At 60.4% G+C, this 23,573-nt stretch carries 23 protein-coding genes; 5 read left to right on the top strand and 18 right to left on the bottom strand.

Annotated elements, in window-relative coordinates; genetic code table 11:
- Window positions 1-29: 29 nt before the first annotated feature.
- The 3 genes from B9Z40_RS05520 (at window position 30) to B9Z40_RS05510 (ending at window position 2,766) form a co-directional block, all read left to right on the top strand.
- Window positions 30-785: a DUF3025 domain-containing protein gene (locus B9Z40_RS05520; RefSeq protein ID WP_233204796.1), complete on the top strand. Its 756-nt coding sequence runs from the start codon at window positions 30-32 to the stop codon at window positions 783-785.
- Window positions 786-854: 69 nt separating this feature from the next.
- A complete protein-coding gene (gene htpX, locus B9Z40_RS05515; RefSeq protein ID WP_100172248.1) occupies window positions 855-1,733 on the top strand; it encodes a protease HtpX in 879 nt (292 codons plus the stop codon).
- 82 nt (window positions 1,734-1,815) lie between these two features.
- Window positions 1,816-2,766, top strand: coding sequence for a DMT family transporter (locus B9Z40_RS05510; protein WP_100172247.1), 951 nt, complete (start codon window positions 1,816-1,818; stop codon window positions 2,764-2,766).
- A gap of 13 nt (window positions 2,767-2,779) precedes the next feature.
- Here B9Z40_RS05510 and B9Z40_RS05505 read toward each other — a convergent pair whose 3' ends face one another.
- From B9Z40_RS05505 to gspG, 12 genes are read right to left on the bottom strand one after another with little or no spacing between them, the layout of a single operon-like run.
- Window positions 2,780-3,679, bottom strand: a complete 900-nt coding sequence (locus B9Z40_RS05505; RefSeq protein ID WP_100172246.1) for a 5'-nucleotidase — start codon at window positions 3,677-3,679, stop codon at window positions 2,780-2,782.
- 15 nt (window positions 3,680-3,694) lie between these two features.
- Window positions 3,695-4,930, bottom strand: coding sequence for a type II secretion system inner membrane protein GspF (gspF, locus tag B9Z40_RS05500; RefSeq protein ID WP_100172245.1), 1,236 nt, complete (start codon window positions 4,928-4,930; stop codon window positions 3,695-3,697).
- A 5-nt stretch (window positions 4,931-4,935) separates the two neighbouring features.
- A complete protein-coding gene (locus B9Z40_RS05495) occupies window positions 4,936-6,342 on the bottom strand; it encodes a GspE/PulE family protein (RefSeq protein WP_100172244.1) in 1,407 nt (468 codons plus the stop codon).
- Between the two features lie 8 nt (window positions 6,343-6,350).
- Window positions 6,351-8,411: a type II secretion system secretin GspD gene (gspD, locus tag B9Z40_RS05490; RefSeq protein ID WP_100172243.1), complete on the bottom strand. Its 2,061-nt coding sequence runs from the start codon at window positions 8,409-8,411 to the stop codon at window positions 6,351-6,353.
- Between the two features lie 3 nt (window positions 8,412-8,414).
- The gene (gene gspN / locus B9Z40_RS05485) at window positions 8,415-9,230 is read right to left on the bottom strand and encodes a type II secretion system protein N (protein WP_100172242.1); all 816 of its coding nucleotides are present in this window, start codon (window positions 9,228-9,230) and stop codon (window positions 8,415-8,417) included.
- A gap of 15 nt (window positions 9,231-9,245) precedes the next feature.
- A complete protein-coding gene (gene gspM / locus B9Z40_RS05480; RefSeq protein ID WP_158238057.1) occupies window positions 9,246-9,833 on the bottom strand; it encodes a type II secretion system protein GspM in 588 nt (195 codons plus the stop codon).
- A complete protein-coding gene (gspL, locus tag B9Z40_RS05475) occupies window positions 9,830-11,068 on the bottom strand; it encodes a type II secretion system protein GspL (protein ID WP_100172241.1) in 1,239 nt (412 codons plus the stop codon). The genes gspM and gspL overlap by 4 nt, the downstream gene beginning before the upstream one ends.
- A gap of 12 nt (window positions 11,069-11,080) precedes the next feature.
- Window positions 11,081-12,037 (bottom strand): type II secretion system minor pseudopilin GspK, encoded by a 957-nt coding sequence (gene gspK, locus B9Z40_RS05470; RefSeq protein ID WP_100172240.1) that lies wholly within the window; start codon window positions 12,035-12,037, stop codon window positions 11,081-11,083.
- Window positions 12,034-12,741, bottom strand: coding sequence for a type II secretion system protein J (locus tag B9Z40_RS05465; protein WP_100172239.1), 708 nt, complete (start codon window positions 12,739-12,741; stop codon window positions 12,034-12,036). Before B9Z40_RS05465 ends, gspK begins: the two co-directional genes overlap by 4 nt.
- Window positions 12,741-13,097, bottom strand: a complete 357-nt coding sequence (gene gspI, locus B9Z40_RS05460) for a type II secretion system minor pseudopilin GspI (protein WP_100172238.1) — start codon at window positions 13,095-13,097, stop codon at window positions 12,741-12,743. The genes B9Z40_RS05465 and gspI overlap by 1 nt, the downstream gene beginning before the upstream one ends.
- Before the next feature lie 14 nt (window positions 13,098-13,111).
- Complete coding sequence (locus tag B9Z40_RS05455; RefSeq protein WP_100172237.1) at window positions 13,112-13,594, bottom strand: prepilin-type N-terminal cleavage/methylation domain-containing protein; 483 nt, start codon at window positions 13,592-13,594, stop codon at window positions 13,112-13,114.
- Entirely contained in the window at window positions 13,569-14,006 is a 438-nt protein-coding gene (gspG, locus tag B9Z40_RS05450) for a type II secretion system major pseudopilin GspG (RefSeq protein WP_100172236.1), read from the bottom strand. The genes B9Z40_RS05455 and gspG overlap by 26 nt, the downstream gene beginning before the upstream one ends.
- 21 nt (window positions 14,007-14,027) lie before the next feature.
- Here gspG and B9Z40_RS05445 point away from each other — a divergent pair, with 21 nt between their 5' ends.
- Window positions 14,028-14,495, top strand: coding sequence for a general secretion pathway protein C (locus tag B9Z40_RS05445; RefSeq protein ID WP_100172235.1), 468 nt, complete (start codon window positions 14,028-14,030; stop codon window positions 14,493-14,495).
- Window positions 14,496-14,513: 18 nt separating this feature from the next.
- On the opposite strand, the gene ilvA is transcribed toward B9Z40_RS05445, so the two are convergent.
- The 4 genes from ilvA to B9Z40_RS17070 form a co-directional block, all read right to left on the bottom strand.
- Window positions 14,514-16,091, bottom strand: a complete 1,578-nt coding sequence (ilvA, locus tag B9Z40_RS05440) for a threonine ammonia-lyase, biosynthetic (protein WP_255408265.1) — start codon at window positions 16,089-16,091, stop codon at window positions 14,514-14,516.
- A gap of 43 nt (window positions 16,092-16,134) precedes the next feature.
- Window positions 16,135-18,729 (bottom strand): TonB-dependent receptor domain-containing protein, encoded by a 2,595-nt coding sequence (locus tag B9Z40_RS05435; protein ID WP_143473933.1) that lies wholly within the window; start codon window positions 18,727-18,729, stop codon window positions 16,135-16,137.
- A gap of 329 nt (window positions 18,730-19,058) precedes the next feature.
- Entirely contained in the window at window positions 19,059-19,943 is an 885-nt protein-coding gene (locus B9Z40_RS05430; protein WP_233204795.1) for a DUF6279 family lipoprotein, read from the bottom strand.
- Window positions 19,913-20,449 carry a proprotein convertase P-domain-containing protein gene (locus B9Z40_RS17070; RefSeq protein ID WP_143473932.1) on the bottom strand — a complete coding sequence of 179 codons (537 nt, stop codon included), beginning with the start codon at window positions 20,447-20,449 and terminating at the stop codon, window positions 19,913-19,915. Before B9Z40_RS17070 ends, B9Z40_RS05430 begins: the two co-directional genes overlap by 31 nt.
- Before the next feature lie 204 nt (window positions 20,450-20,653).
- Here B9Z40_RS17070 and glmU point away from each other — a divergent pair, with 204 nt between their 5' ends.
- On the top strand, window positions 20,654-22,063 hold the full coding sequence (gene glmU, locus B9Z40_RS05420) for a bifunctional UDP-N-acetylglucosamine diphosphorylase/glucosamine-1-phosphate N-acetyltransferase GlmU (protein WP_100172230.1): 1,410 nt from the start codon (window positions 20,654-20,656) through the stop codon (window positions 22,061-22,063).
- A 34-nt stretch (window positions 22,064-22,097) separates the two neighbouring features.
- On the opposite strand, the gene B9Z40_RS05415 is transcribed toward glmU, so the two are convergent.
- Both B9Z40_RS05415 and B9Z40_RS05410 read right to left on the bottom strand, forming a co-directional pair.
- Window positions 22,098-22,910, bottom strand: a complete 813-nt coding sequence (locus tag B9Z40_RS05415; protein WP_100172229.1) for an SDR family oxidoreductase — start codon at window positions 22,908-22,910, stop codon at window positions 22,098-22,100.
- A gap of 48 nt (window positions 22,911-22,958) precedes the next feature.
- Window positions 22,959-23,486, bottom strand: coding sequence for an Lrp/AsnC family transcriptional regulator (locus tag B9Z40_RS05410; RefSeq protein WP_100172228.1), 528 nt, complete (start codon window positions 23,484-23,486; stop codon window positions 22,959-22,961).
- Between the last annotated feature and the right edge of the window lie 87 nt (window positions 23,487-23,573).

Here is a 23,573-nt window from a genome sequence, read left to right as displayed (position 1 = left end):
AAGCCCCTTGGTTAGCCGACTGGCGTGCTGTGGGCGAACCCATCGCCCAGCAGGTGGCGGCGGGTTGCCCTCAGCCTGAAGCCCTGAATCAAACCCTCATGCAAGCCCCGAGCCTAGCGCACGCGCCAGTGCCCGTGCGTTTTGTGCCGCAAGCCGATTTGCCCGAAGGCCAAGCCTACGAAGACTTCATCTTTGCCCGTGGCCAGGTGCCTACCCGCGAAGGCCTGCACGACTTCTTTAACGCTCTGTGCTGGATGCACTTTCCCTTGGCCAAAAAGCGGTTGAACCAATTACAAGCCAGTGAAATCGCCCGTGCGGGTGTGGGCCAAGTGCGTGGTCCGGTGCGCGATGCAGCCACGGTGTTCGACGAAAACGCTTGGCTCATCCAGCCATCAGACCGGCTTTGGTCCGCGTTGACCGAACACCGCTGGACGGAGGCTTTGGTCGATTTGCGTGCCGAATGGGCGCACACCCGCCTGTGGGCCTTTGGCCATGCCGCGCTTGAAAAAGCGGTTCAGCCCTACAAATCGATCACCGTGCACCTGTGGCGCGTGCCGCAAGGGGTGGCTGCACCAGACCTCGATGCTTGGCTGGCGCAAGACCTGACGCCTGAAAAGCTGGCCGGTAAACCCTTCAGCCCCTTGCCCCTTTTGGGCGTGCCTGGCTGGTGGCCCGATAACGAGAACCCCGCGTTTTATGACGATGCCAGCGTGTTTCGCCCGCGCCGCAGGCCTGCCGCCACTGAAAAACCGTACGCCAATTCGGAAATCTTGCCGCCGGCTTGATTTTGGGGTCCAACCCCCTAATATCCGTTCCAACGTGCCCGCGTCTTTCGGGTGAAAGTGAAACTCCACATGAAACGCATTTTTCTATTCATCGTGACCAACCTGGCCGTGGTGCTGGTGTTGGGCATCGTCGCCAACTTGTTGGGCGTGAACCGCTTTTTGACGTCCAACGGCTTGAACCTGGGTGCTTTGCTCGGCTTTGCGCTGATCATGGGCTTTGGCGGTGCCATCATTTCTTTGCTCATGAGCAAATGGATCGCCAAGATGTCTTCGGGCGTGAAAGTCATTGAGCAACCGGCCAATGCCGACGAAGCCTGGATCGTGGACACCGTGCGCAAGTTGGCCGATAAAGCCGGCATCGGTATGCCCGAGGTGGGCATTTTTGAAGGTGACCCCAACGCCTTTGCCACCGGCGCTTTCCGTGACTCGGCCTTGGTGGCCGTGTCCACAGGCCTGTTGCAAAACATGACGCACCAAGAAATTGAGGCCGTGCTCGCGCACGAAGTGGCGCACATTGCCAACGGTGACATGGTCACCATGACCCTGATCCAGGGCGTGATGAACACCTTTGTGGTCTTCATCTCGCGCGTGGTGGGCTATGCCGTGGACAGCTTCCTGCGCAAAAACGACGAAGAAAACACGGGCCCCGGCATGGGCTACTACATCACCACCATCGTGATGGACATCCTGCTGGGCTTTGTCGCAGCGATCATCGTGGCCTGGTTCAGCCGCCAGCGCGAGTTCCGCGCCGATGCCAGCGCTGCCCAGTTGATGGGCCGCAAACAACCCATGATCAACGCTCTGGCCCGCTTGGGCGGTGTGCACACCGCCGAGTTGCCCAAGAGCATGGCGGCCATGGGCATTGCAGGTGGCATTGGCCAGCTGTTCAGCACCCACCCGCCGATCGAAGAGCGCATTGCGGCCTTGCAAAACAGCGCCGAACGCTAAACGGCGTAACCCAAGCGACCCACCGGGTCGCTGACTGGGCCTAAGATGGCCGGGTGATTGATTCCAAGCTTCCAGGCTGCGCATGAAACCGCGCAAGGCCTTTTTCTCCCTCCCTCGCCCTTGGCGGTTGGCGCAGCACCGCAGCCGCCGGGCCTTCTCTTCTTGGCCCGTTGCTGTTCAAGGCATGGTTTGGATGGTGTTGGGCGGGCTGTTGTTCTCTCTGCTCAACACCATTGCCCGTGAACTGACTTTGCAGCTGGACGTCTACCAGTCGCAGTTCTTGCGCTACGTGTTTGGCCTGTTGGTGATCTTGCCTTGGGTGTTTCGAGATGGCTGGCGTTCTTACATGCCAGTGAACATGGCGGGGCAGTTTTGGCGCGGCGGAGTCCACACGCTGGGCCTGATTTTGTGGTTCACCGCTTTGCCCAAAATCCCTTTGGCCGACATGACCGCCATTGGCTTTACCGGGCCGATTTTCATCATGATCGGCGCAGCTTGGTTTTTGGGCGAACCCATGCGCAAAGACCGTTGGATCGCCGCCATCATCGGTTTTGCCGGGGTTTTGGTCGTGGTCTTGCCCAAGATGTCGGGTGAGGGTGGTTGGTTCAATTTGGTCATGCTGGCATCGTCGCCCGTCTTTGCAGCGTCTTTCCTCATCACCAAAGCGCTGACCCGCTATGAAAAACCGGGTGTCATCGTGCTGTGGCAGGCCATCACGGTCTCCGTGCTCAGCTTGCCCATGGCCTTGCCCCATTGGCAAATGCCCACGCTCTTGCAGTGGCTGGGTTTCGCTGCCACGGGGGTGTTGGGTACGCTGGCTCACTACAGCTTGACGCGGGCGTTCGCACTGTCCGACATTTCGGCCACCCAGTCGCTGCGCTTTCTGGATTTGGTTTGGGCTTCGGTGTTGGGTTGGTTGGTGTTCGGCGATGTGCCCAGCCAATGGACTTGGGCTGGGGCCTTGGTCATCTTGGGCTCCACGGTGTGGATAGCCCGCCGGGAAAGCCGAAGAAAGGTGACGTTGATCGAGTGATCGACAGCCCAGTTCAGTCTGGGTTCGAAACGCCGGACGCCACATGCCCCGAAGGCACATGCCGCGCGGCCGATTCGATGTGCCCGGTCTGATCGTCAAAGAAAAAGTCGGGTTCGAACTCGCGCAAAAACTCACCTTTGGGCAAGCCGCCCAAAAACATGGCTTCGTCCACCTCGATGTTCCAATCCATCAGCGTTCGGATGGCGCGCTCATGCGCCGGGGCGCTGCGTGCGGTGACCAGTGCCGTGCGGATGCGCATGGCAGGTGTCCCCTCTTGCTGAAGACGCTGCAGGGCTGCGAGCAAAGGTTTGAAAGGCCCGGCCAGCAGGGGCTGCCCTGCCTTGTCGCGCTCATGCGCTTGAAACGCCGTCAGGCCCTCGGCCTGAAACACCCGCTCGGCCTCGTCTGAGAACAGCACCGCATCGCCGTCAAAAGCGATGCGCACTTCGTGAGGGTGGGCTTCGGAAGCCAAGGCCGAATGGGGATACACCTGCGCAGCCGGTACGCCAGCGCCCAAAGCCGCACGCACATCCGACAAATGGGTGGACAAAAACAAGTTGGCGTTCAGCGGCTTGAGGTAGCGCCAAGGGGGCTGGCCTCGGGTGAAACTGCCGCGCTGGATGGACAAGCCGTAATGCTGTGCCGAGCGAAACACCCGCATGCCCGAGACCGGGTCGTTGCGCGACAAGATGACCACCTCGACCCGCTGCGCATCGGCGTCGTTGAAAGCCAGCAGCTTGCGCACCAAAGAAAAGGCCACGCCCGGTTTGGCAGGTGCTTCCAGGCGATCGAGCTGCAGCTTCATGTAAGCCCGGTCGTCGCCTTGCTCGAAAACTTGGTTCTCTTCTTCAAAGTCGAACAAAGCGCGAGAAGAGATCGCGACGACGAGTTGGCCTTCAAGGGAAGCGGGCATGTGGGCTCCTCGGGCTTACTTCACCCATTGGTTGAGTTCCATGATCGGCATCAAAACGGCGAGCACGATCAACATGACCATACCGCCCATGCCCACGATCAACAAGGGCTCGAGCACGGTGGCCAAAGCCATGGCGCGGCGCTGCACTTCAGATGACAGCTGTGTCGCGGCCCGTTGCAGCATCACAGGCAGTTGGCCGGTTTGTTCGCCCAAGCGTGCAAACATGGACAGCAAACCCGGAAAACGGGCGTTTTGGGCCAGCGCGGTGCCCAAGGGGGCACCTTCGCGCACACGCACCAAAGCTTCGAGGGCGTCAGCACGCAGTGCTTGGTTGGACAAGGTGTCGGCAGCGGCCTGCAAAGCTTTGAGGATGGGCACGCCCGCGGCAGTCAGCATGGCCAATGTGGAGGCAAAGCGGGCGCTGTTGTAGCCACGGGCCAGCCGGCCGATCAAGGGCAAGCGCAACCACGCGGCGTCAAACCTCAAACGAAAAGCGGTTTGTTTCAAGGCCAAACGCAAGCCGAACGCGCCGGCTGCCATGGCCAGCAAGACCAACCAACCCCAAGCGCGCACAAAGTCGCTGAGGGCCAACATGGCCACCGTGAGAAAAGGCAGTTGCCGCTTGGTGCCTGCAAAAACACCGGCCACCTGTGGCACCACCGAGGTGACCAAAAAAATCACAATGGCCAAAGCCACCAGACTGACAATGGCCGGGTACAGCGATGCCGATAACAATTTGGAGCGCAAGAGTTGCTGGTCTTCCAGGTCGTTGGCCAGTTGGTTCAGCACATCGCCCAGATGCCCACTTTCTTCGCCTGCGGCGATCACGGCCCGATCAATCGCCGGAAACTCACCGGGGTGCAGGCCCAGTGCGCGACCCAAGCTGCTGCCCGAATTGACTTCGGCGCGGATGGCGGCCATGAGTTGGCCCTGTTTGTCATGCTCGGACTCTTCGGCCAAGGCCGAGAGCGCACGTTCGATCGGCAAGCCGCTGCTGACCAAGCCGGCCAGTTGGCGTGTCCAGACCGCGCGTTGGCTGGTGTTGAAGGCGCGGCTTGTGCCCACCGGGCGCTGCCACCAAGGCAAATTGGCTTGAGCGTCCGCCGTGCCCGCTGCGATGACTTCGACCACCAAGGGCACCAGCGACTGCGAACGCAGTTGGGTGCGGGCCGACTTCAGGCTGTCGGCCTCCACCACGCCTTTGCGCAGGGCACCGTCGGCTTGCAGGGCTTCAAAACGGTAAGCAGGCATGGGTGTCAGTCGCGCGTCACGCGCAGCAGTTCTTCAGCGCTGGTGACGCCAGCGTCCACCAGGCGTTGCCCGTCGTCACGCATCAGCACCATGCCTTGTGCCAAGCCCGTGGCCCGCAATTCGGATTCGGCAGCCCGGTTGTGGATCTGGGCGCGGATTTCGTCGCTGGCCACCAGCAGTTCAAAAATACCCGTGCGCCCCGCGTAGCCAGTGTGGCCGCATTGTTCGCACCCTGCGCCACCGCAGTGGGTGCAGCGCTTGCGCACCAAGCGCTGCGCCAAAACACCCAAGAGCGACGAACTCAGCAAAAACGGCTCCACGCCCATGTCGGTCAAGCGGGTCACGGCGCTGGCCGCGTCGTTGGTGTGCAGCGTGGCCAGCACCAAGTGGCCCGTGAGCGAGGCCTGAATGGCAATTTGCGCGGTCTCGAAGTCGCGGATCTCACCGATCATGATCACGTCCGGGTCTTGCCGCAAGATGGCGCGCAACGCTTTGGCAAAGGTGAGATCGATCTTGGCGTTCACCTGGGTTTGGCCCACGCCTGAGAGCTCGTATTCGATCGGGTCTTCCACCGTCATGATGTTGTTGCGCGTCGCATCCAGCCGCTGCAGCGCCGCATACAGGCTGGTGGTTTTGCCTGAACCCGTGGGGCCGGTCACCAACAAAATGCCGTGGGGTTGACTGATCAATTGATCAACTTGCTGCAACACGCGGCCTTGCATGCCCACGGCCTCCAAGGTCAAGCGCGCTTCACTTTTGTCCAGCAGACGCAACACGGCGCGTTCGCCATGCGCGCTGGGCAGGGTGGACACCCGCACATCGACCGCACGCGTGCCCAAGCGCAAGCTGATGCGCCCGTCTTGCGGCAGGCGTTTTTCAGCGATGTCGAGTTCGGCCATGATCTTCAGGCGCGAAATCAGCGCGGCGTGCAGGGCGCGGTTGGGTTGAACCACCTCACGCAGCGTTCCGTCCACCCGAAAGCGCACGCTGCTGTGGCGCTCGTAGGGCTCGATATGGATGTCGCTGGCCCCGTCGCGCGCCGCTTGCGTGAGCAAGGCGTTGAGCATGCGGATGATGGGCGCGTCGTCGCTGGCTTCCAGCAAGTCTTCCACCGCAGGCAGCTCTTGCATCATGCGCGACAGGTCGGCTTCGGACTCGACCTCGCTGACCACGGCAGCAGCGCTCGATGTGCTGTTGGCCTGCCCGCCCGAATAGGCTTGGTTGATCCGTTGCGCCAAGTCGCCCGAGGCGCTGTGCTGCAGTTGAAGCCCTTGGGCCGCAAACTTGCGCGTGACTTCGGATTGGGCCGAGCGGTCGCTCTCGTCGCACCAGCACAAAGTCAGGCGTTCACCATCGTCTTCCAGCAGCAGGCGGCTGGCGCGGGCAAAGGCGTAGGGCAGGGGATGGCGCATGGTCAGGATCAGGGCTTGCTGTTGGTGGGTGCAGCCAAGTCGGGAAGAACGGCTGAGCCATTCAAGGGCAAGGCACCCGTGGCCGTGGGCTGGAAGCCCTGTTGGTTCAGGCGCATTTGCTCATACCGACCCATGGACAAAGCCTCGGTGGCTGCACCGTCGCGCACGACCACCGGGCGCAAGAACACCATGAGGTTGGTTTTCTTGCGGCTGCGCGCTTCTGATTTGAACAAGTTGCCAAAAATGGGCAAGTCACCCAAGCCCGGCACCTTTTCTTGGCTGTTGGTGGTGTCATCTTGCAACAGTCCACCCAGCACCACGATGGAGCCGTCGTCGACCAACACACTCGACTCGATGGAGCGTTTGTTGGTGATCAGGCCCGCAGTGCTGGAGCTTTTGCTGTCGATGCTGCTGACCTCTTGGAAGATTTGCAGTTTGACGGTGCCGCTTTCGCTGATCTGTGGTTTGACTTTCAGGGTCAGGCCCACGTCTTTGCGCTCAATGGTCTGGAAGGGGTTGACTGCGCCATTGTTGCTGTTGTTGGCGGTGTATTGCCCCGTTACAAAAGGCACGTTTTGGCCGATCACGATTTTGGCTTCTTCGTTGTCCAGGGTCAGCAAATTGGGCGTAGAGAGCACGTTGGCATCGCCATTGGACTGTAAAAACCGGGCCAGTGCACCCAAGGCCAAGACGCCGTTGCGCTGTTGTCCGATGGCGAAGTTCAGTCCGGTCGATGGGGTGATTTTTCCAGAAGTCGCGCCTGCAGCCAAGCTGAACAAGTTGGTGCCGCCCACCGAGAAGTTGGTGCCCAACAAACCCACCGTGTTGCTGCCTGTGCCTGTTCCGCTCATCCACTGCACGCCAAATTCAGCCACTTTGTCAGCGCTGACTTCGGCGATCAGGCTCTCTACAAAAACTTGGGCACGGCGTTGGTCCAGCATGTCGATCACGCTGCGCAGCTGGCGGTACTGAGGCTCGGGTGCGGTGATGATGAGCGCGTTGGTGGCCGGGTCGGCCTGAACTTGACCGCCAGTGGCGGGAGCCGACGTGTTCGCAACGGTGCTGTTGCCGGCAGTCGCCATGGGTGTGGGTGATGTGCTGTTCGCCAGGTTGGTGGCACCGCCTTGGCCGGTCATGGCGGCACGCAAAGTCACGGCCAGTTTGGTGGCGTCTGCGTTTTTCAAATAGACCACATGGATGTTGCCACTGGCCGCACCCGCGCCCGTGGCGTTGGGCTGGTCGAGTTGCTCTGCCAGTGCGCGCGTCAGGGCCAAACGGGCCGGATTGGCCGCACGCACGATCAGCGAATTGGTGCGCACTTCGGCCAGCACCGTGGTTTTGAACCCGTTGTCGGTTTGACCCTGGGCCGCGGGTGCCCCGGCAGCGGCACCCGAGTCGATCAGGCGTTGCAGCATGGGTGCCAAATCGCCCGCGATGCCGTGCTTCAGGCGAATGATCTCCACGCCAGTGGCATTGGCCACATCGAGCGCCGCGATGATGCGGCCCAGCCTTTGCAGGTTGTCGCCGTAATCGGTGATGACCAGCGCGTTCGTGCCAGGGTTCACGTTGATGGTGTTGTTGGGGCTGATCAGGGGGCGCAGCACGGGCACCAGGTTGTTCGCGTTTTCGTGGTTGAGCTTGAAAATTTGCGTCACGATTTGGCCGCTGCTGGCAGGCACGGCGCCAGCAGACACCGCACTGCTTTGCAGCTTGGCTTCGGCTTCTGGCAATACGGTGTACAGACCGGCCGACTCGACCAGTGCAAAACCTTGGGTTCTCAGTTGTGAGGCAAACAAGCGCAGTGCTTGCGCGGGGGGCACCGCCACGGTGCTGGACAAACTCATGGTGCCTTTGACACGAGGATCGACCACCACGTTGTGGCCCGACAGGGTGGCCAAGGTGCGTGCCACGGCGTCAATTTCTGCGTTGACGAAATTCAGCGTGATGGGTTCTTTGGACGTGCTGGTTTTGGCACCACCAGTTTGGGCCAAGGCTGCGGGGCCGCAGCAGGCCAAGACCAAGGCCAAGGCTGATAGGCGAGAAGCGGTCAAAAAGTGAGGCGTGTGCATGGCTTATCCCAAAGAAAGCAGGCTTTTGCCGCCTTGACGGCGGCCGATGATGTTGAGCAAATTGGTCAAGGCGCTTTCGCTGCCCTCGTCGGCGCTGGCTTCGCCCGTGAAACGCAAGCGGGCCCCAACCCATTGGCCTTGGCCAGTGAGCTGCAAGGGCCCTTGGGTGGTGCTGAGCAGCAACTCTGGCGTGGGGCTGCCCTCGGACGTGCCACGCAAAACGATGCGGTAACTGCCCATGGGTTTGAGCGTGCTCAGCCGTGAGGCCATTTGTGCCGCTTGAAGTTCGATTTGACCTTGCAACAACAGGCGGCCAGCACTCCATTGAAGGGCCAGCGCTTCGGTTTTTAAAGTCAGTTGGCCGGTCGCTTGCAGGCTGTTCCACGGTGCACCCAAGCCACTGAGCAAAACGGCGGGCCATTGTGAGCGGTGGTCGGCCGTGCTCAAGCGCAGGGAGTTGCCATCGGCGCTGACCGCCCAATGGGTGGGCTCGGTCATGCAGCAATCGGCATTCAAGCTCAGCTTGGCCTTCAGCCAGCCGGGCTGGATTTTCCAATGCACACGTCCGGGCAGCGCTTGGGCATCGCGACTGCCCTCACCACCACTGAGCAACAGTTGGGCCGAGCCGTTCCAGACGCTGCCTCTGACCGATTGCAGCACCACTTGCTGTTGGCTGGCCTGTGTCACGCCCCAGGCCAACCAGGTCGCAGGTGCCCAAACCAGCAAAGCCAAAAGCAAACCCACACACGCACCCAGACCCGCCCAGCCCCAAGGTGCTGGGTGGTGTGGTCGTGCGGGGTTCGCGGGTGTGCGGGGCATGGTCGGGTGTGATGCTCAGGGCAGGCTCAACAGCAAACTGCCGTTCCAGCGGACAGCTTGGCCGGAGGCGTCTGGCTTGCTGGCAGGGCTGGACATTTTTGTCGAAGAAGTTGCGCCAGAAGATTCAGTGCTCGCTTGTTGCAGTTGGGCTTGCACGGGCAGCGCTTGGGCGCGTTCACGCGCTTGTCTCAGCCAGGAGGCGAGTTGTTCTGGCGAGGTGCCTGACAACTGGACACTCAAGCGCTCGCCTTGCAATTGCCAACGGGTTTCAGTGCCCAGCTGGGTGGGGATGTTGTCTTCCAACCAGCGCAGCGCCTCTGCCCGGGTCACGGCCTGGGGTTTTTTGAAGGCCTGGGCTTGCGCTTGCAGTTGCTGCATTTGGTTCGATGTGGCGTCCAGTGCGGCTTGGCGTGTGGGGGCTTCATGCCAGGTGCGCACAGCGGGTGCGATGGCCCAACTCCAAAGCGCAGAGATGACCAAAACCCAGGCGGCAACTTGCATCAGCTGACGTTCACGCGGTGTGCGTTGTTGCCAAGCTTGGCTCAAGGCGGCGCGAAGGGCTGTGAGCGAGCTGACGCGTGGCTCCGTCGTTTGCGTACTCATGGGGTTCCCTCTTGGGGTCGCATGACCCAAGCTGTGCCATCGGCGCGCCATTGGTAACCCAGCTTGTTCAGGGCCTGGGTGATGGCGTTTTGCTGGCTGGCGCTGGCCTTGAAGTCTTGGATGAACAGTTGTCCTGTTTGATAACGCCAGGCCGTTGGGGCGGGCATGTCGGGGGGCAAGACTTGGCCCCATGCCGCCAACATGGCTTCGAGGTCTTGTGGCGCCAATTGGCCAGAGCCTTGCCGCAAGCGTGCCACTTCTTTGGCCATTTGCACGGGGGCATCCACCACCACGAGGGTTTGTGGGAAATTGTCTTTTAGCAGTTGGCTCCAACTTTGTTGTTGGTTTTGCCAATTGGCCCGCGTTTTCCAGGCCCACGCATTCAGGCCCACGATTTGGGTGGCCAGCAGCAGCCACAGTCCCCAACGCACAGGTCGCCATGTGGGGTGGTTCAAAAAATGGCTGGCAACCCGTTGCACTTGCTTGAAGCGGCGATTTTGCGCATCGGTTTGAAAGTCAAATTGCGCCAAATCCCAGCCATTGGCCAGGGCGCTCAGCCAATGTTGGCTGGGGGCCATGAGGCGGGCTTGCAGCCCTAAGCGTTGCGACACCAAAGCAACCACGGCAGGTTCGGCTTGCACATCGGCTGCCAAGCGTTCGTCGTCTTGGGCCCACAAGCCTTGTCCATCAAGGCCCAGGGTGCTCAAGGGCAGGCCCCAGACGCCCCGCTCGCCGTGGCTGCACCACAGCCAGCCTTGTTCGGCATCACCCAAGGCATGCAGCTGAAGGTTCTCGGACGTGGGGGCGAATTCGGGCACGATGCGGTGCACGGTGAGCCCCACCGATTCCAGGGCTTGCAAATGGGCGCTCAGCCATTCACGGTCGCACACGGCCACCCACGGCTGTGCGCTGCGTTGCCAATCGGGCGCCAAGGCCATGTGCAAGGTGGTGGGGTCGTCCAACAGGCGGTCTTCCAGCAAACCTTGTAAGGCGGCTTGGCGTCGTGCGGTTGGCTTGTTCAGCCCGGCGGGCAGGGTCACGCGGTGCCAAGACAGGGCCTGGGCAGGCACCAGGGCCACCACATCGGTTTGCTGATCGGCTGTGGGCAGCAAAGCGGCTGCAGCCCACTTCAAGGCCAAGGCCTGCGCAGGCGTGTCTGTTTGCACCTCGGCATACGGATAAACCGTGCTGGGTGAGGGGGTGCCCAAGGGCAGCTGAACAATCAAAGTACGCATGGAAGATTCATTTTAGGGCTCGCGCGTGACAAGTACCGGCCTGCGCACGCGCCACACCATGTTGACCTGGTTGCCTTCCCGTTTGACCAGCAGTTGCTCGACTTGCACCACGTCGTCGATGCGCATGCGACCGGTCACTTCAAAATACCGGCTTTGCACATCGTGTTGCCCGGCTTGTAAATTTTGGCCTGCCGCTCCCAGCGCTTGCCGGGCGGCATCCAGTGAAGCCCAATGCCCTCGCTCACGCAAGGCCACCGATTGACGGGCTTGCGCCAAGTCAAGCCCCGGTAGACTGGCCATCAGCACCTCGGCCGGGGCGGTGTTCAAGTTCACGGGTGTGGCCTCGGGCAACACGGTGATGAAGTTCTCCAGCGCCGCCAAGGTGCTAGGGCTCAGTCCCAACCAGGCCAGCTGACTTGTTTGCTGCGGCATCAAGGGGGCCGATGATGGCGACCCCCCGGCTGACTTGGCGGCGGCTGCCGCTGCCTGAAGCTGGCGAGACAAGGTTTGCAATTCTTGCAAAGGCAAGTTCAGCCGCTCAAACAAACGCCCAAAGCGCTGAAGGGCTGGCACAGAGATTTGGCCGTTGTCCAGCAGGTTCATCACGTTCAGTCGCGACTGGGCGTCGGTGATTTGACCCGACAAAAAGACTTCCGCATCGCCTTCGCGCCATTGTTGGTCTTGCGACAAGAAAGTGGACAGCTTGGACTCTTGGACCGGCAAGGCCCAGGGTTCACCCAAATGGTCGACCCCAGCGCCTTGGGCGGAGATCGCGTCTTCGCGCAGGATCAAACGGGTCCAATCCAGCGCGCCCGTCATCATCCAGGTGGTTTGGCTGCGGCCCCGTTCGGCGGTTTCGATCTCGACTTGCCGCCATTGTTGCCAAAGTGCGGCTGAGGCGATGGTGGCCACCAGGGTCACCGTCAGCATGGCCGTCAGCAGTGCTGCGCCTCGTTCTGAACGCCTCATGATTTGGGCCCCGAAAACGTGGGCCTGACCCAGTCGAGCGTGATGGGGCCACCCGCACTTGCACCCGTACCAGAGACCAAAGGCGAAGAGGCGGGCAAGTCCAAGACCAAACGCACCCCGTCTGGAATGCCCCCAGGCGCGAAATTGCCGGGTTTCTGTGCCGCATTGGGCGTGACGACGTCGCTGGACAAGGGGTTGGTCCAGCTGCCGCCCCGGTGGACAAAAATTTGCCAACCCTTCAAAGGGTGGATCTGGGCTTGCCCAGCCTGCGTGCTGTCGTCGGGTGTTTGCCCCCATTGGGCGGCCAATTGCCAAGCGGTTTGCCAGTCGTTGACTTTGTTCAGAGGCAAGGATTGCCAGCGTTGCCACTGACCACCGTCAACACTGCCGGGGTTGTTGCGCCAAGTCCAAGCGACCACTTGCACATCCTTGCCCGTGGCGCTGCGCCGGGTCAGGCGCAGCACTTGCCCATTCCAGTCCCAGCTGGGGGTGCCGGTCAGTTCGGTCAACTGGTCCAGGTCGACTTGCCATTGGGCCAAACCCGACTGCAAGGTGCGAATTTGGTCGCTGCGTTGTTGCAAGCCGGTTTGGGTGCGCAGCATGCCATCGATGCCGCGCCAGGCCATGAGGGTCATCAAGGCCATCACACCGATGGCCACCAGCACTTCGATCAAAGTGAAGCCGCGGCTTCGCGAGCTTGGCATCAGTTGCGCCCCATCACGGTCGACAGTTGCAACACATAGTCGCCTTGGCTCAATACCCGCGCATCGACGCGCCTGAAATTCGGGTTGGGCGTGGGGCGCACCGACAGGTCGACTTGCAGGGTTTGGCCCGCCTGAACACACGTCACCAAGGTGTTGCCGCTGTCGGGCAATTGCCGCAACAGGCGCAAGCGGATCAGTTCGTTCTCGGCGCAAATTTGTCCCAAGAGGCTGGTGCTTTGCCTTTCGGCATTGCGGCTCAGAGACCCGGTGGCTTTGAGGCCTGCGAGCAAAGCCACTGCCGTGATGCTCAAGGCCACCAGCACCTCGATCAAGGTGAAGCCACGCGAGCCGACCATGGCGCTGTGCCGTCTCAAGGTTGCAAACCCACTGCGGTGGCTTGGTTTTGTACGGTGAAGGGTCGCAGACCATCGGTCGCTACCCATAAACGTGCGGTGGGGCTTGGGGCATGGTTGGGCGCCAGGCTCAAGGCCACGGTTTGAGGGCCGATCATGGGCTCTGGCCCCAAAACAATCGGTGCATTGACCGATGCACGCGTGCCGTTGCTCAACCATTGCGAGGGCAGTGTCTGACGGGGCAAGCCGCTGAATTCAAAGCCTGAAGGCGTGGGCTGCCATTGGGCGGCTACGCCACTGGCTCTGGCTTGGGCTCTGGCGGTTTCCAGCAGGCTGGCCAGACGTTGGGCATCGCGTGCCAGAGCGCTTTCGGCACTGTCACGCAATGACAAACTCACGCCTGCTGTGGCTACCGCGATCAAGGCCACCACGACCAGCAGCTCCAGCAACGTGAAACCAGAGTCCAGCAGTCGTTTACTGCCAGCTGCCAACGTCCGCATTGTTGCCCTCGCCGCCGGCTTGTCCGTCAGCACCAAAGGACAACACATCCACTTCGCCTTTGATGCCGGGGTTCATGTATTGGTAAGGACGGCCCCAAGGATCATTGGGCAGTTTGTCCAAATAAGGCTTCCAGTTGCCGGGCACGGGTTCGGTCGTTGGCTTGAGGATGAGGGCATTCAGTCCTTGCGCACCGCTGGGAAAGCGCTGGTTGTCTAATTTGTAGAGCTTGAGCGCTTGCATGAGGTTGCCCACATCGGTGCGTGCCGCAGTGGTGCGCGCATCGTCCGCGCGGCCCAGCACGTTGGGCACGATCATGGCGGCCAATACGCCAATGATGGCCAACACCACCATGAGCTCGATCAGGGTGAAACCGCGTTGGCGGCGAGGGGGATGGAATTCATTTTGATGCATGCCTTACATCATAATCTGCGCATGTTGCACATTCCATCTTCTTCTGGCCCTTCGCATTGGGCAGTCAAATGGCTCACGGGACTGGTGTGGTTTTTGGCCGCGGGTGGTGCCGTGGTTTGGGCCCTGAAGTTCCCAGTTTTGACCGCTGGGACGAGCGTGCCGGTGGTGCAGGAACCTGCTGCCCAGTCTGACGCCCAGTTTTCCGTCGGCGTCGCTCGGTCATTGGGCCATCGGGCTGCCAGCCCCAGTGCCGCGGTGGCTGCCGATCTGCGGTTTCAGCTGCTGGGTGTGATCGCGGGTGGTTCTGGCTCAGGCAGCGCGCTGATCTCGGTCGGTGGCCTGCCCCCTAAGGCCTTCAGGGTAGGCCAGACCGTGACCGATGGCGTGGTGCTGCAGCGGCTGCAGGCAAGGCGGGCCGAATTGGGTGCCAGCTCAAGCGGGCCAGCGCAGTGGACCCTGGAGTTGCCAGCGGCCGCAGAGGGCGGCTAGTCTCTCAGGGGCCAAGCCTCAGGCCCTTAAAAATAAACGGTAAACCGGGTTGTCTGTCTCTTCCGCGTACGGATAACCCAGGGTTTGCAAGAACTTGTCAAAAGCCTTGTCGTCTTTGGGCGGCACCTGGATGCCCACCAAAATACGACCGTAGTCAGCCCCCTGGTTGCGGTAATGGAACAAGCTGATGTTCCAGCCTGGGCGCATCAGGCTCAAAAACTTGAGCAAAGCACCCGGACGTTCGGGAAACTCAAAACGCAGGAGGCGTTCGTCTTGTGACAAGGCCGAGTGCCCGCCCACCATGTGGCGGATGTGCTCTTTGGCCAGTTCGTCGTGCGAAAGGTCCAGCGCCTTGAATTTTTGCTTGTTGAAGTTGGCTGTGATCTTGGTGCTTTCGCCTTTGCCATGGGTGCTCAAGCCCAAAAAGACATGGGCTTTGTCCGAATCGCTCATGCGGTAGTTGAACTCGGTGACGTTGCGCGGGCCGCCTGGCAAGCTGCCGATCAGCTCTAAAAAACGCTTGAAGCTGCCGCGCTCTTCGGGAATGGTGACCGCAAACAGCGCTTCTTTTTCTTCGCCCACGTCGGCGCGTTCGGCCACAAAACGCAGGCGGTCGAAATTCATGTTCGCGCCACACAAAATGGCAGCGTAGGTCTGGCCTTTGGTTTTGTGCGTGGCCACGTACTGTTTGATGGCGGCCACCGCCAAGGCCCCTGCGGGCTCCACGATCGAGCGGGTGTCCACAAACACATCCTTGATGGCCGCACAGACCGCGTCGGTGTCCACCGTCATGTAGTCGTCGACCAAGTTGCGCGCCACGCGAAATGTTTCTTCGCCCACCAACTTGACGGCAGTGCCATCCGAGAACAAACCCACATCGGGCAAGGTCAGGCGTTTTTTGGCGGCCACCGACTGCATCATGGCATTCGAGTCGTTCATCTGCACGCCAATCACCTTCACATCGGGGCGCACCGCTTTGATGTAATTGGCCACGCCTGAAATCAGACCGCCGCCGCCAATGGCGACAAACACCGCATCCAGCGGGCCTTGGTGCTGGCGCAGCATTTCCATGGCAATCGTGCCTTGGCCTGCGATCACATCGGGGTCGTCAAACGGGTGCACAAAAGTCAGGCCCTGCTTTTTTTGCAGGGTGAGTGCGTGGTTGTAGGCGTCGGAATAGCTGTCGCCAAACAGCACCACCTCACCCCCAAAGCCCTTGACCGCGTCGATCTTGACCTGTGGCGTGGTGGTGGGCATCACGATCACGGCGCGGGTGCCCAGCTTGCTGGCGCTCAGCGCCACGCCTTGTGCGTGGTTGCCCGCCGAGGCGCAGATCACACCTTTTTTGAGCTGCTCGGGCGTCAGGTGCGACATCTTGTTGTAAGCGCCGCGCAGCTTGAAGCTGTGCACGGGTTGCTGGTCTTCGCGCTTCAACAACACCTGGTTGCCCAGGCGGCGAGACAGGTTTTGGGCTGGCTCCAAGGCCGACTCGGTGGCCACGTCATAAACGCGGGCATTGAGGATCTTGATCAGGTAGTCGGCGGGGCGGAGTTTGGAGGTGGTCATGTCGGCGTTCTGGCGGGCCTGCGAGGGCAGCGGAATATGTTTTGATCATATCGCGCAGACCACGCGCCTTTTTTCAGAACTTCACGTCCATGGCGATCCGCACAGTGCGGCCGTAATAATCGTCGTAACGGGTGTCTGCCAAGGTGGAGCCAAGATAGGGGCTGTTGTAGCGCACTGGCGGTATCCGATTGGTCAAATTGGCAATGTGAGCCCGCAAGCTGATACCCGGTTTTAACTTGTAGGTCCCCGAAAGATCCAGTGTCCAGTGGCCAGGAACTCGGTGCTGAAATCGCGGCGCAGCGTCAAGTCCTTGGCTGTCGATCAACGCTTGCATGACCTCGTTGTTGCCAGAGTGGTAATTGACAAGCGCGGTGATGCCGAAATGATTGGATTCGAGAGACGATGTGATGCGGATCAGGTTGCGGGCTGTGACCGTCCCGGTGGCGGTGTCGTAGTTGGCCAAATTGGAGACAGGGGCCTGACCCGGAAATGTGCTGCGCCTGGATTCGAGGTTGTAAGTGCCTTCAAGCCCAAGCCACACCCGCCCCCAGTTGACTGGCCAGCGCTGACGCAACTGGTAATCGATGCCTGATTTGGCCATGGTGCCCTGATTCAAGGGCGTGATGATGTTGCGATTCTTTCCAGCCCCGTTGTAATTGGTCGTGTAATAAAGGGCTTTGAGGGCAGGGTCGTTGAATATCTGGGTGGTTGTCCAAGTGCCAAAGACGTCGCGGACATCCAGTGCCCAGTAATCCAGGCTCACGCTGAACTGCGGCGTGGGTTGCGACAGCAAACCCAAGCTCCATTGGCGGGATTTCTCGGGTTCTAAGTTCGCGTTGCCAACGGAATAGTTATCGGTCGTTGAGGTGCTGCTGAACAAGGCGTAGTTGCTGGGGCTGGTCTGCGCCAGTGTGGGGGCGCGAAAGCCTGTGCCTTGGCTGATGCGCAAATGGGTGTTGCTTGCAACTTCCCATTTGGCGCCCAGTTTGCCTGTCAAGACGTTGCCAAAGTCACTGTAGCGTTCTGTTCGCAAACTCGACACCAGTTCTAATCGGTCCAACAATGGCAACTGCAGTTCCAGTGCCGCACCATGGTTGCTGCGCTTGAACGGATAGTCTTCCAGGTTGACAGCCCGCGCATTGACCAACTGAGATTGGGTGCTGAACAGTACGGTGCCCAGCTTGATCTCTCCCCAATCGGTTTCGCCGATGGTCCGCGAGGCCTGCAATTGTGTTTCTTGCAAGCGTGTCCGGAATTCTTGAGATGTTGCGGGTTCGGCAAACCGCGCTCTGATTTTTGCCCAAGTGGCGTCGGAATATGTGGCCGGGTCTAGTTGACGCTCGGCTGCGGTCAGGAGGGTTCCCCAATCGCTGCCATTGGTGAAGCCCCCTGTGTTGATGGTTTGGAAATGATTTTCTGCACGGGTATGACTCAAGGTGTACTGCCAGTTGCGCCAATCACCGCGCAAGCCAATCACTGCGCGGTGGTTGTTTTGTCTTTCTTCGGCAAATCCGGGGTTGAATGATTCTGCATCGTAGAGAATGCTGGCGTTGCTTGGTCTTCCGTTGACGATGCGGCGGTAAGCGCTCAGTTGCTGCTGGTAGCCCACTTCAGAAAATACGGCCAGCGAGGCGTCGATTTGCTTTTCAAAGGCCATCCACAAGTTGGTGTTGTCGTAAGCAGGGTAGAGGTAGGTCTCACGCAACTGGCTTTTTTGACACTGGTAGGGTGTTGGCCATGTCGCAGCCCTGCGTGTGATGCTGTAGTCGAATCCCTCAGGGCATAGCGCAGAGTTGGTGCTGTTGCTCAGCAGTTGTGCAGGCGCGTTGTGAGGAAACATGTTTTGGGGCACGAAATACACCGGATTGCCCTGAGAGTCTTGTCCGTAAAGCTGCGTTCGCAGATCGGTGTAAGCGCGGTCACGCATGCGCACGGGGTCGGTGTGTGACTTTTCCAAATGCATGGACACGGCATAGCCGTCTAAATCCAACTTGCCTTGGCCCCAGCTGATGCCTGCACTGTGGCCATCCCCCGCACCTGGCGTGCTGAGCTTTTCAGCGCTCAGACTCAGTCCAGGGGCTTGTTTCAGGGTGATCAGGTTGACAACACCTGCTATCGCATCGCTGCCGTAAATGGAAGAGGCACCATCGGTCAAGATTTCGACCCGCTCAATGGCGCGCAGGGGCACCATCGATAAATCCACCGCTGTGCGGTCCACTTGAGGACGTTGTTTGGCAAATGAAGGCGCTCTGCGGCCATTGATCAAAACCAGTGTGCCCGCTTCATAGCCGTGGATGGCGGCCGAGCGGTAGCCTCCTTGGCCAGAAATATTGGTGCCGCCCGCTTCGGTGAACGAATGCATGGAGGACAGCCCCTGGATCAACTCGGGCACCGACTGCACGCCCATGCGCTCGATTTCCTTGCGGTCAATGACACGCACCGGCAAGGCTTCTCGGCTGCGTGGATTGATCACACTGGAGCCTGTGATCTCGACCCGATCGAATTGTCGGTATTCCGGTGCTTTGTCTGAAATGGTGATCTGGTATTGAGCCCAAAGTGGACCGCCGAAAAGCAAACCCACCCCCGCTGTAAAAAACGACACCCACGGCCGTCTTTCAACTTGGTGAGGGGAAAAGCTGACGTCACAGGTGTTGGTCGGAGGGGACACAAATTTCTCCTTGGCTGACTTTGGGCGTGCGCAGATAAAGTAACTACAAAGGATTAAAACACCATTGCTTGAAAGCCTTCAAGAAAATTCAGGCCAAAAAAAATGCCCCCAGCCTTGCGGCTGGGGGCAAATCCACCTTTTCAGAGGGTGGAGGAGACAAACGGTGCATGCAAAAAAGCACGCCTGTTCGGAATTCTACGTGAATTTTGCTGCGATGCAACAAGAAACGCAGATCTGAATTGCAAAAATCAACAATACCGATTTATTTGCAAAACTGATGACATGGCTGCTTGTGCAGCGCATGGTTGCGTGCTTGGCATGGCGCCTGATCAGGGCTTGGCTTTCACCAAGTCTTTGACGTCTTTCTCATACGCCCGCAGTCGGCGCGTGGCCTGCTGCCGCTGCTCAGGTGTGGCGGTGTTGTGCAACTGGGCCAAGTTCTCGCAGGCCCGTTGCGACAAGCTTTGCATCACAGCGCGTTGCCCTGCTTCTGGCGGTTTCATCCAGCGTTGCCAGACCCCCCAAAGTTGCGCTTCTGCTTCGGTTGGCGACAGTTTTTTTTGGCTGATGCCTTGCAAGGTGGACAGCAAATCTTGTTGTCTGCGCTGGCGGTCTTGCCTGCCCCACTCAGCGGTCCAAGGCGACTGGGCCAATTGCGTCTTGACCAAGGTAACTTGGGCAGGCGTCAACTCGCCATAAAAGGATCGGTAACGCTCCAAGGTTTTGTCCAGTCGCCGCTCAAGGCGCTCGCTGGCGCTGCCCAACAACCATTCTTTTTCCCAATCTTCGTTTTGACTTTCCCAGCGCCGTGCCATGTGGCTCAGTTGCCTTGGCCCCAGCGCCATGGCCACGGGTGCGGCCTGCACCACCGCCTCGCGCATCACGGTGTCCAATCGGGTTTGAACATCTGCCCAGACACGGCAGACTTGTTCGGTTTGTATGGGGCCTGCAGACAAAACTTGAGCGCGCTGAAGCAGTTCGGCATAAGCCGGCAACTCCTCGCTTCGGTGCCATTGGTACAGGTTTTCTAGGGCCTGTTTGGCGCTCGGTGTTTGAGCGCTGCTGAACGACACGGTGCTGTCCAACCACCAATAAGACAAGGTGGGCAGTTGCTGGTAACCCAGCTTGATGGCGCTGCAGCCTTGCAGAAGAAGCAGCGCGAGGACCGTGAGCCATGCCCGCGTCATGTGTTGCCCACGATGAGGATGCGCCATTGAATCAAGGTGCCCGTGTCGCCCAATCTCCGATCCTTGACATTGAGCGTCCAATTGCCACGGGTGGCAGTCGGTGTCAACAAGGTCAAAAGATCAATGCGCTGAAGCTTGCCTTGGCCTGAATCGCAGGATGAACCACTGGTGTTCCAGTCGGCTGGAGGCGTGAGTGTCAGAGGAGCGCTGTAAGCCGGTGGGCTGATGGTCCAGCTCAAATCCGAAGTTTTGGGGTGGCTCAAGCAGACTTCCAGCGTAGTTGACGTGACGGTGCGCAAAGTGCAGTTCTGGTTGTCCCAGCTCACCGATATACCCGTGCTGTCGTTGTCCGGTATAGCCCTGCCGGATGTAGCAGGGTGTGCGGCCCACAAGGTGGTGGAGTCGCAGCTGGTAGGGCTGGGTTGAGTCGCGGTTGTCGTTAGGGATGTGTTGCCACCGCCACCGCCGCCGCCACAGCTGGCCAACAATGCGGTCATGTTGAGCAATATGCCGGTCCAGAGGGTTGATCGCATGCAAGGGTTCTCAGAGTGGGGTTGCCAATGCCCGGTCATGGGTTGAGGTGCGGGTCGGGCAAGCCCGATGGTGTGCCATTGTGTACCGTTTGCCAAAACCGTCCGATCATCCCGCCCATCGGTGACGGGCTTCAGTGCAGAGTCTGGTGATAATTCAGCCTTGTGTGCTCACCCCGAACATGGGGCGGCCTGAGAAAGAGACCCATGAGTTTGAACGCCCTGTTTCCCGTCGATGTTGTGGTGATGGCCGCTGGCAAAGGCACCCGCATGAAAAGCCGTTTGCCCAAAGTGTTGCAGCGTCTGGCGGGGGTGCCGCTGGTGCAACATGTGCTGAACACCGCTGCACAACTGAACGCCCGCTCGGCCGTGGTCATCACCGGGCACGGTGCCGACCAGGTGGAGCCCCTGTTGCTGGCCCCCGGGCAAGCGCTGGCGGTGCAATGTGTGCGCCAAGAGCCGCAGCTGGGCACCGGTCACGCTGTGCAGCAGGCCGTGCCCGCGCTGGCCGACGATGGGGTCGTGGTGATTTTGTCGGGCGATGTGCCCCTGACCCAGGCGGGCACTTTGCAAGCCCTGATCGTGCAGTGCGGTGGTGACAAGTTGGCACTGCTGACCCTCGACATGGCCGACCCCACGGGCTACGGCCGCATCGTGCGCGAGGGAGATGCCGTCAAGGCCATCGTCGAGCACAAAGACGCGACCGACGCGCAGCGCCAGATCCAAGAGGTGTACAGCGGCATCATGGCCGTGCCCGCCAAACAGCTCAAAGGCTGGCTGAGCCGCATTGACAACCAAAACGCCCAGGGGGAGTACTACCTGACCGATGTGGTCAAGCTGGCCGTGGCCGACGGTTTGCCTGTGGTGGCGCACAAAATCATAGATGCGCTGCAAGTGGCGGGTGTGAACAGTCCGGTGCAATTGGTCGAGTTGGAACGTGCCCACCAGCTGCGCCAAGCCAACCGACTCATGGAACAAGGCGTGCGCCTGAAAGACCCCGCCCGCTTTGACCTGCGTGGCCAACTCGACTGCGCACAAGACGTTGAGATCGATGTGAACTGCGTTTTTGAAGGTCAAGTCTCATTGGGCGAAGGCGTGAAGATCGGCGCCAACTGCGTGATCGCTAACTGCACCATCGCGGCGGGGGCGGTGATCCATCCCTTCACCCACATCGACGGCGAAAAACTCGGCGTGTCGGTGGGCGAGGGCGCCTTGATCGGTCCCTTTGCCCGTCTGCGCCCCGGTGCGCAGCTAGGGGCCGAGGTGCACATTGGCAACTTTGTCGAAGTGAAGAACTCAACGATGGCCAAAGGCGCCAAGGCCAATCATCTGGCTTATTTGGGGGACGCCACCGTGGGCGAGCGGGTCAACTACGGCGCGGGCAGCATCACCGCCAATTACGACGGGGCCAACAAGCACCGCACCGTGATCGAGGCGGATGTGCACATTGGCAGCAACTGCGTGTTGGTGGCTCCGATCACCATTGGTGCGGGTGGCACGGTGGGCGGCGGCTCGACATTGACCAAGAGCACCGAACCGGGCTCGCTCAGCGTGGCCCGCGGCAAGCAGGTCAGCATCGCCAACTGGGCACGCCCCCAGAAAAAACCCAAAACCTGAACTGGCCCGCTCAGCGTTCTGCTCAGAGTTCAGCTCAGCGGCTTGTGTCGGATTTTTTCAGGGCAGCCGAGGCCAAGCGATCGACCAGCGACGGCGCGATCAGCTTGAGCCAGCGGCCCACATGTCCCAGTGGGCTCATGATCACATCCCGCTGGCGGCGTTCGACGCCCTGCAAGATTTTGCGGGCGCACACGTCCACGGGCATGGCTTTGTCTTCGCTCAGGCCGCTGGTGCCTGCAGGCTGGCCTTGGGCGTTGTAGCCCCGGCGGCGGATGTCGGTGGCCACCACGCCCGGGTAGGCGAGGGTGACCGACACCCCATCGGCCAACAGCTCGGTGCGCAGCGCTTCCAGAAAACCGTTCATCGCAAATTTGGTGGCGCAGTAGGCCGTGCGGCCCGGCACCCCAGCCAGGCCTGCGAGCGACGAGACGCCCACCAGCCGTCCGCGTGAGGCCTTGAGGTGAGGCAGCGCCGCGTGTGTGCACCAAACGGTGCCCCACAGGTTCACGCGCATCAGGTCTTCGTACCAGCCCAGGTGTTCGGCCTTCACGTCCTGCAGCAGGGCATGGGCCGACACGCCCGCGTTGTTGATCAGGGTGTCGATGCGGCCGAACTGTTGCACAGCGCGGTCGATCAAAGCCTGGCAATCGGCTTGCACGCCCACGTCGGTGGGCACGCACAGCACCTGCGCGCCGTGCTGTCGGCAAGCTTCGGCCACCGATTCCAGCTTGCTGGCTTGGCGGGCCGCCAGCACCAGCGCCACGGCAGAGCCCTGGTTGTGGGCGAGCTGTGTGGCCATTTCGGCCCCAATGCCTTCGGATGCGCCTGTGATGACGATCACTTCCATGTCAGTTCTCCTGGTGTTGGTTTTGCCGAAAATGCACACACTCGGCTGTCACGGTGATTCTTTCATGCCTGGGTTGTTCATTCCGAACGCTTGCGGCAGCACTGGCCACGTCGTTGTGAACTTGGCCCGCTTGGTCGAAAAGAAGGCTTTCACATTGCGCACATTGGCGTCTTGCGTGAACAGCACCTGGCTGATGGCCAGGTAGTGCGGCATATCGCGGGCCTGCACCACCAGCATGAAGTCGGGCCCGGGCGACACGCGCCAGCACTGCTGCACCGCATCGAGCGCCACGGCGCGGGCTTCAAAGGCGTCCAGGTGTTCGCTGCCCTGTTTGTCCAGCGACACCTCGACCAGCGCTGTGAGGCCATGGCCCAGCGTGGCGGCGAGCCGGTCGGTGCTGAGCACGGCCACCTGCCGCTCGACCCAGCCGCCCTCCACCAAGCGCTTGACGCGGCGCAGGCAAGTAGGGGGCGAGACATTGACCTTCTCGGCCAACGCCACATTGCTCAAGCTGGCGTCGCGCTGCAGGCTGTCGAGCAGCTGCAGGTCGATGGCATCAAGTTCATTGGATTCCATAAATGCCATTTTAATGAAATTAAATTCCATGATCAATGATTGATGAAATAAAAAACCAAAATAAACTGAAAATTGATCTGATATTTT

Origin of the sequence: Limnohabitans sp. 15K, assembly GCF_002778285.1 — a bacterium.
Taxonomy (GTDB): domain Bacteria; phylum Pseudomonadota; class Gammaproteobacteria; order Burkholderiales; family Burkholderiaceae_C; genus Limnohabitans_A.
Note: the sequence above shows the minus strand (reverse complement) of the source record. Positions and strands in the feature narration are given on the sequence as shown.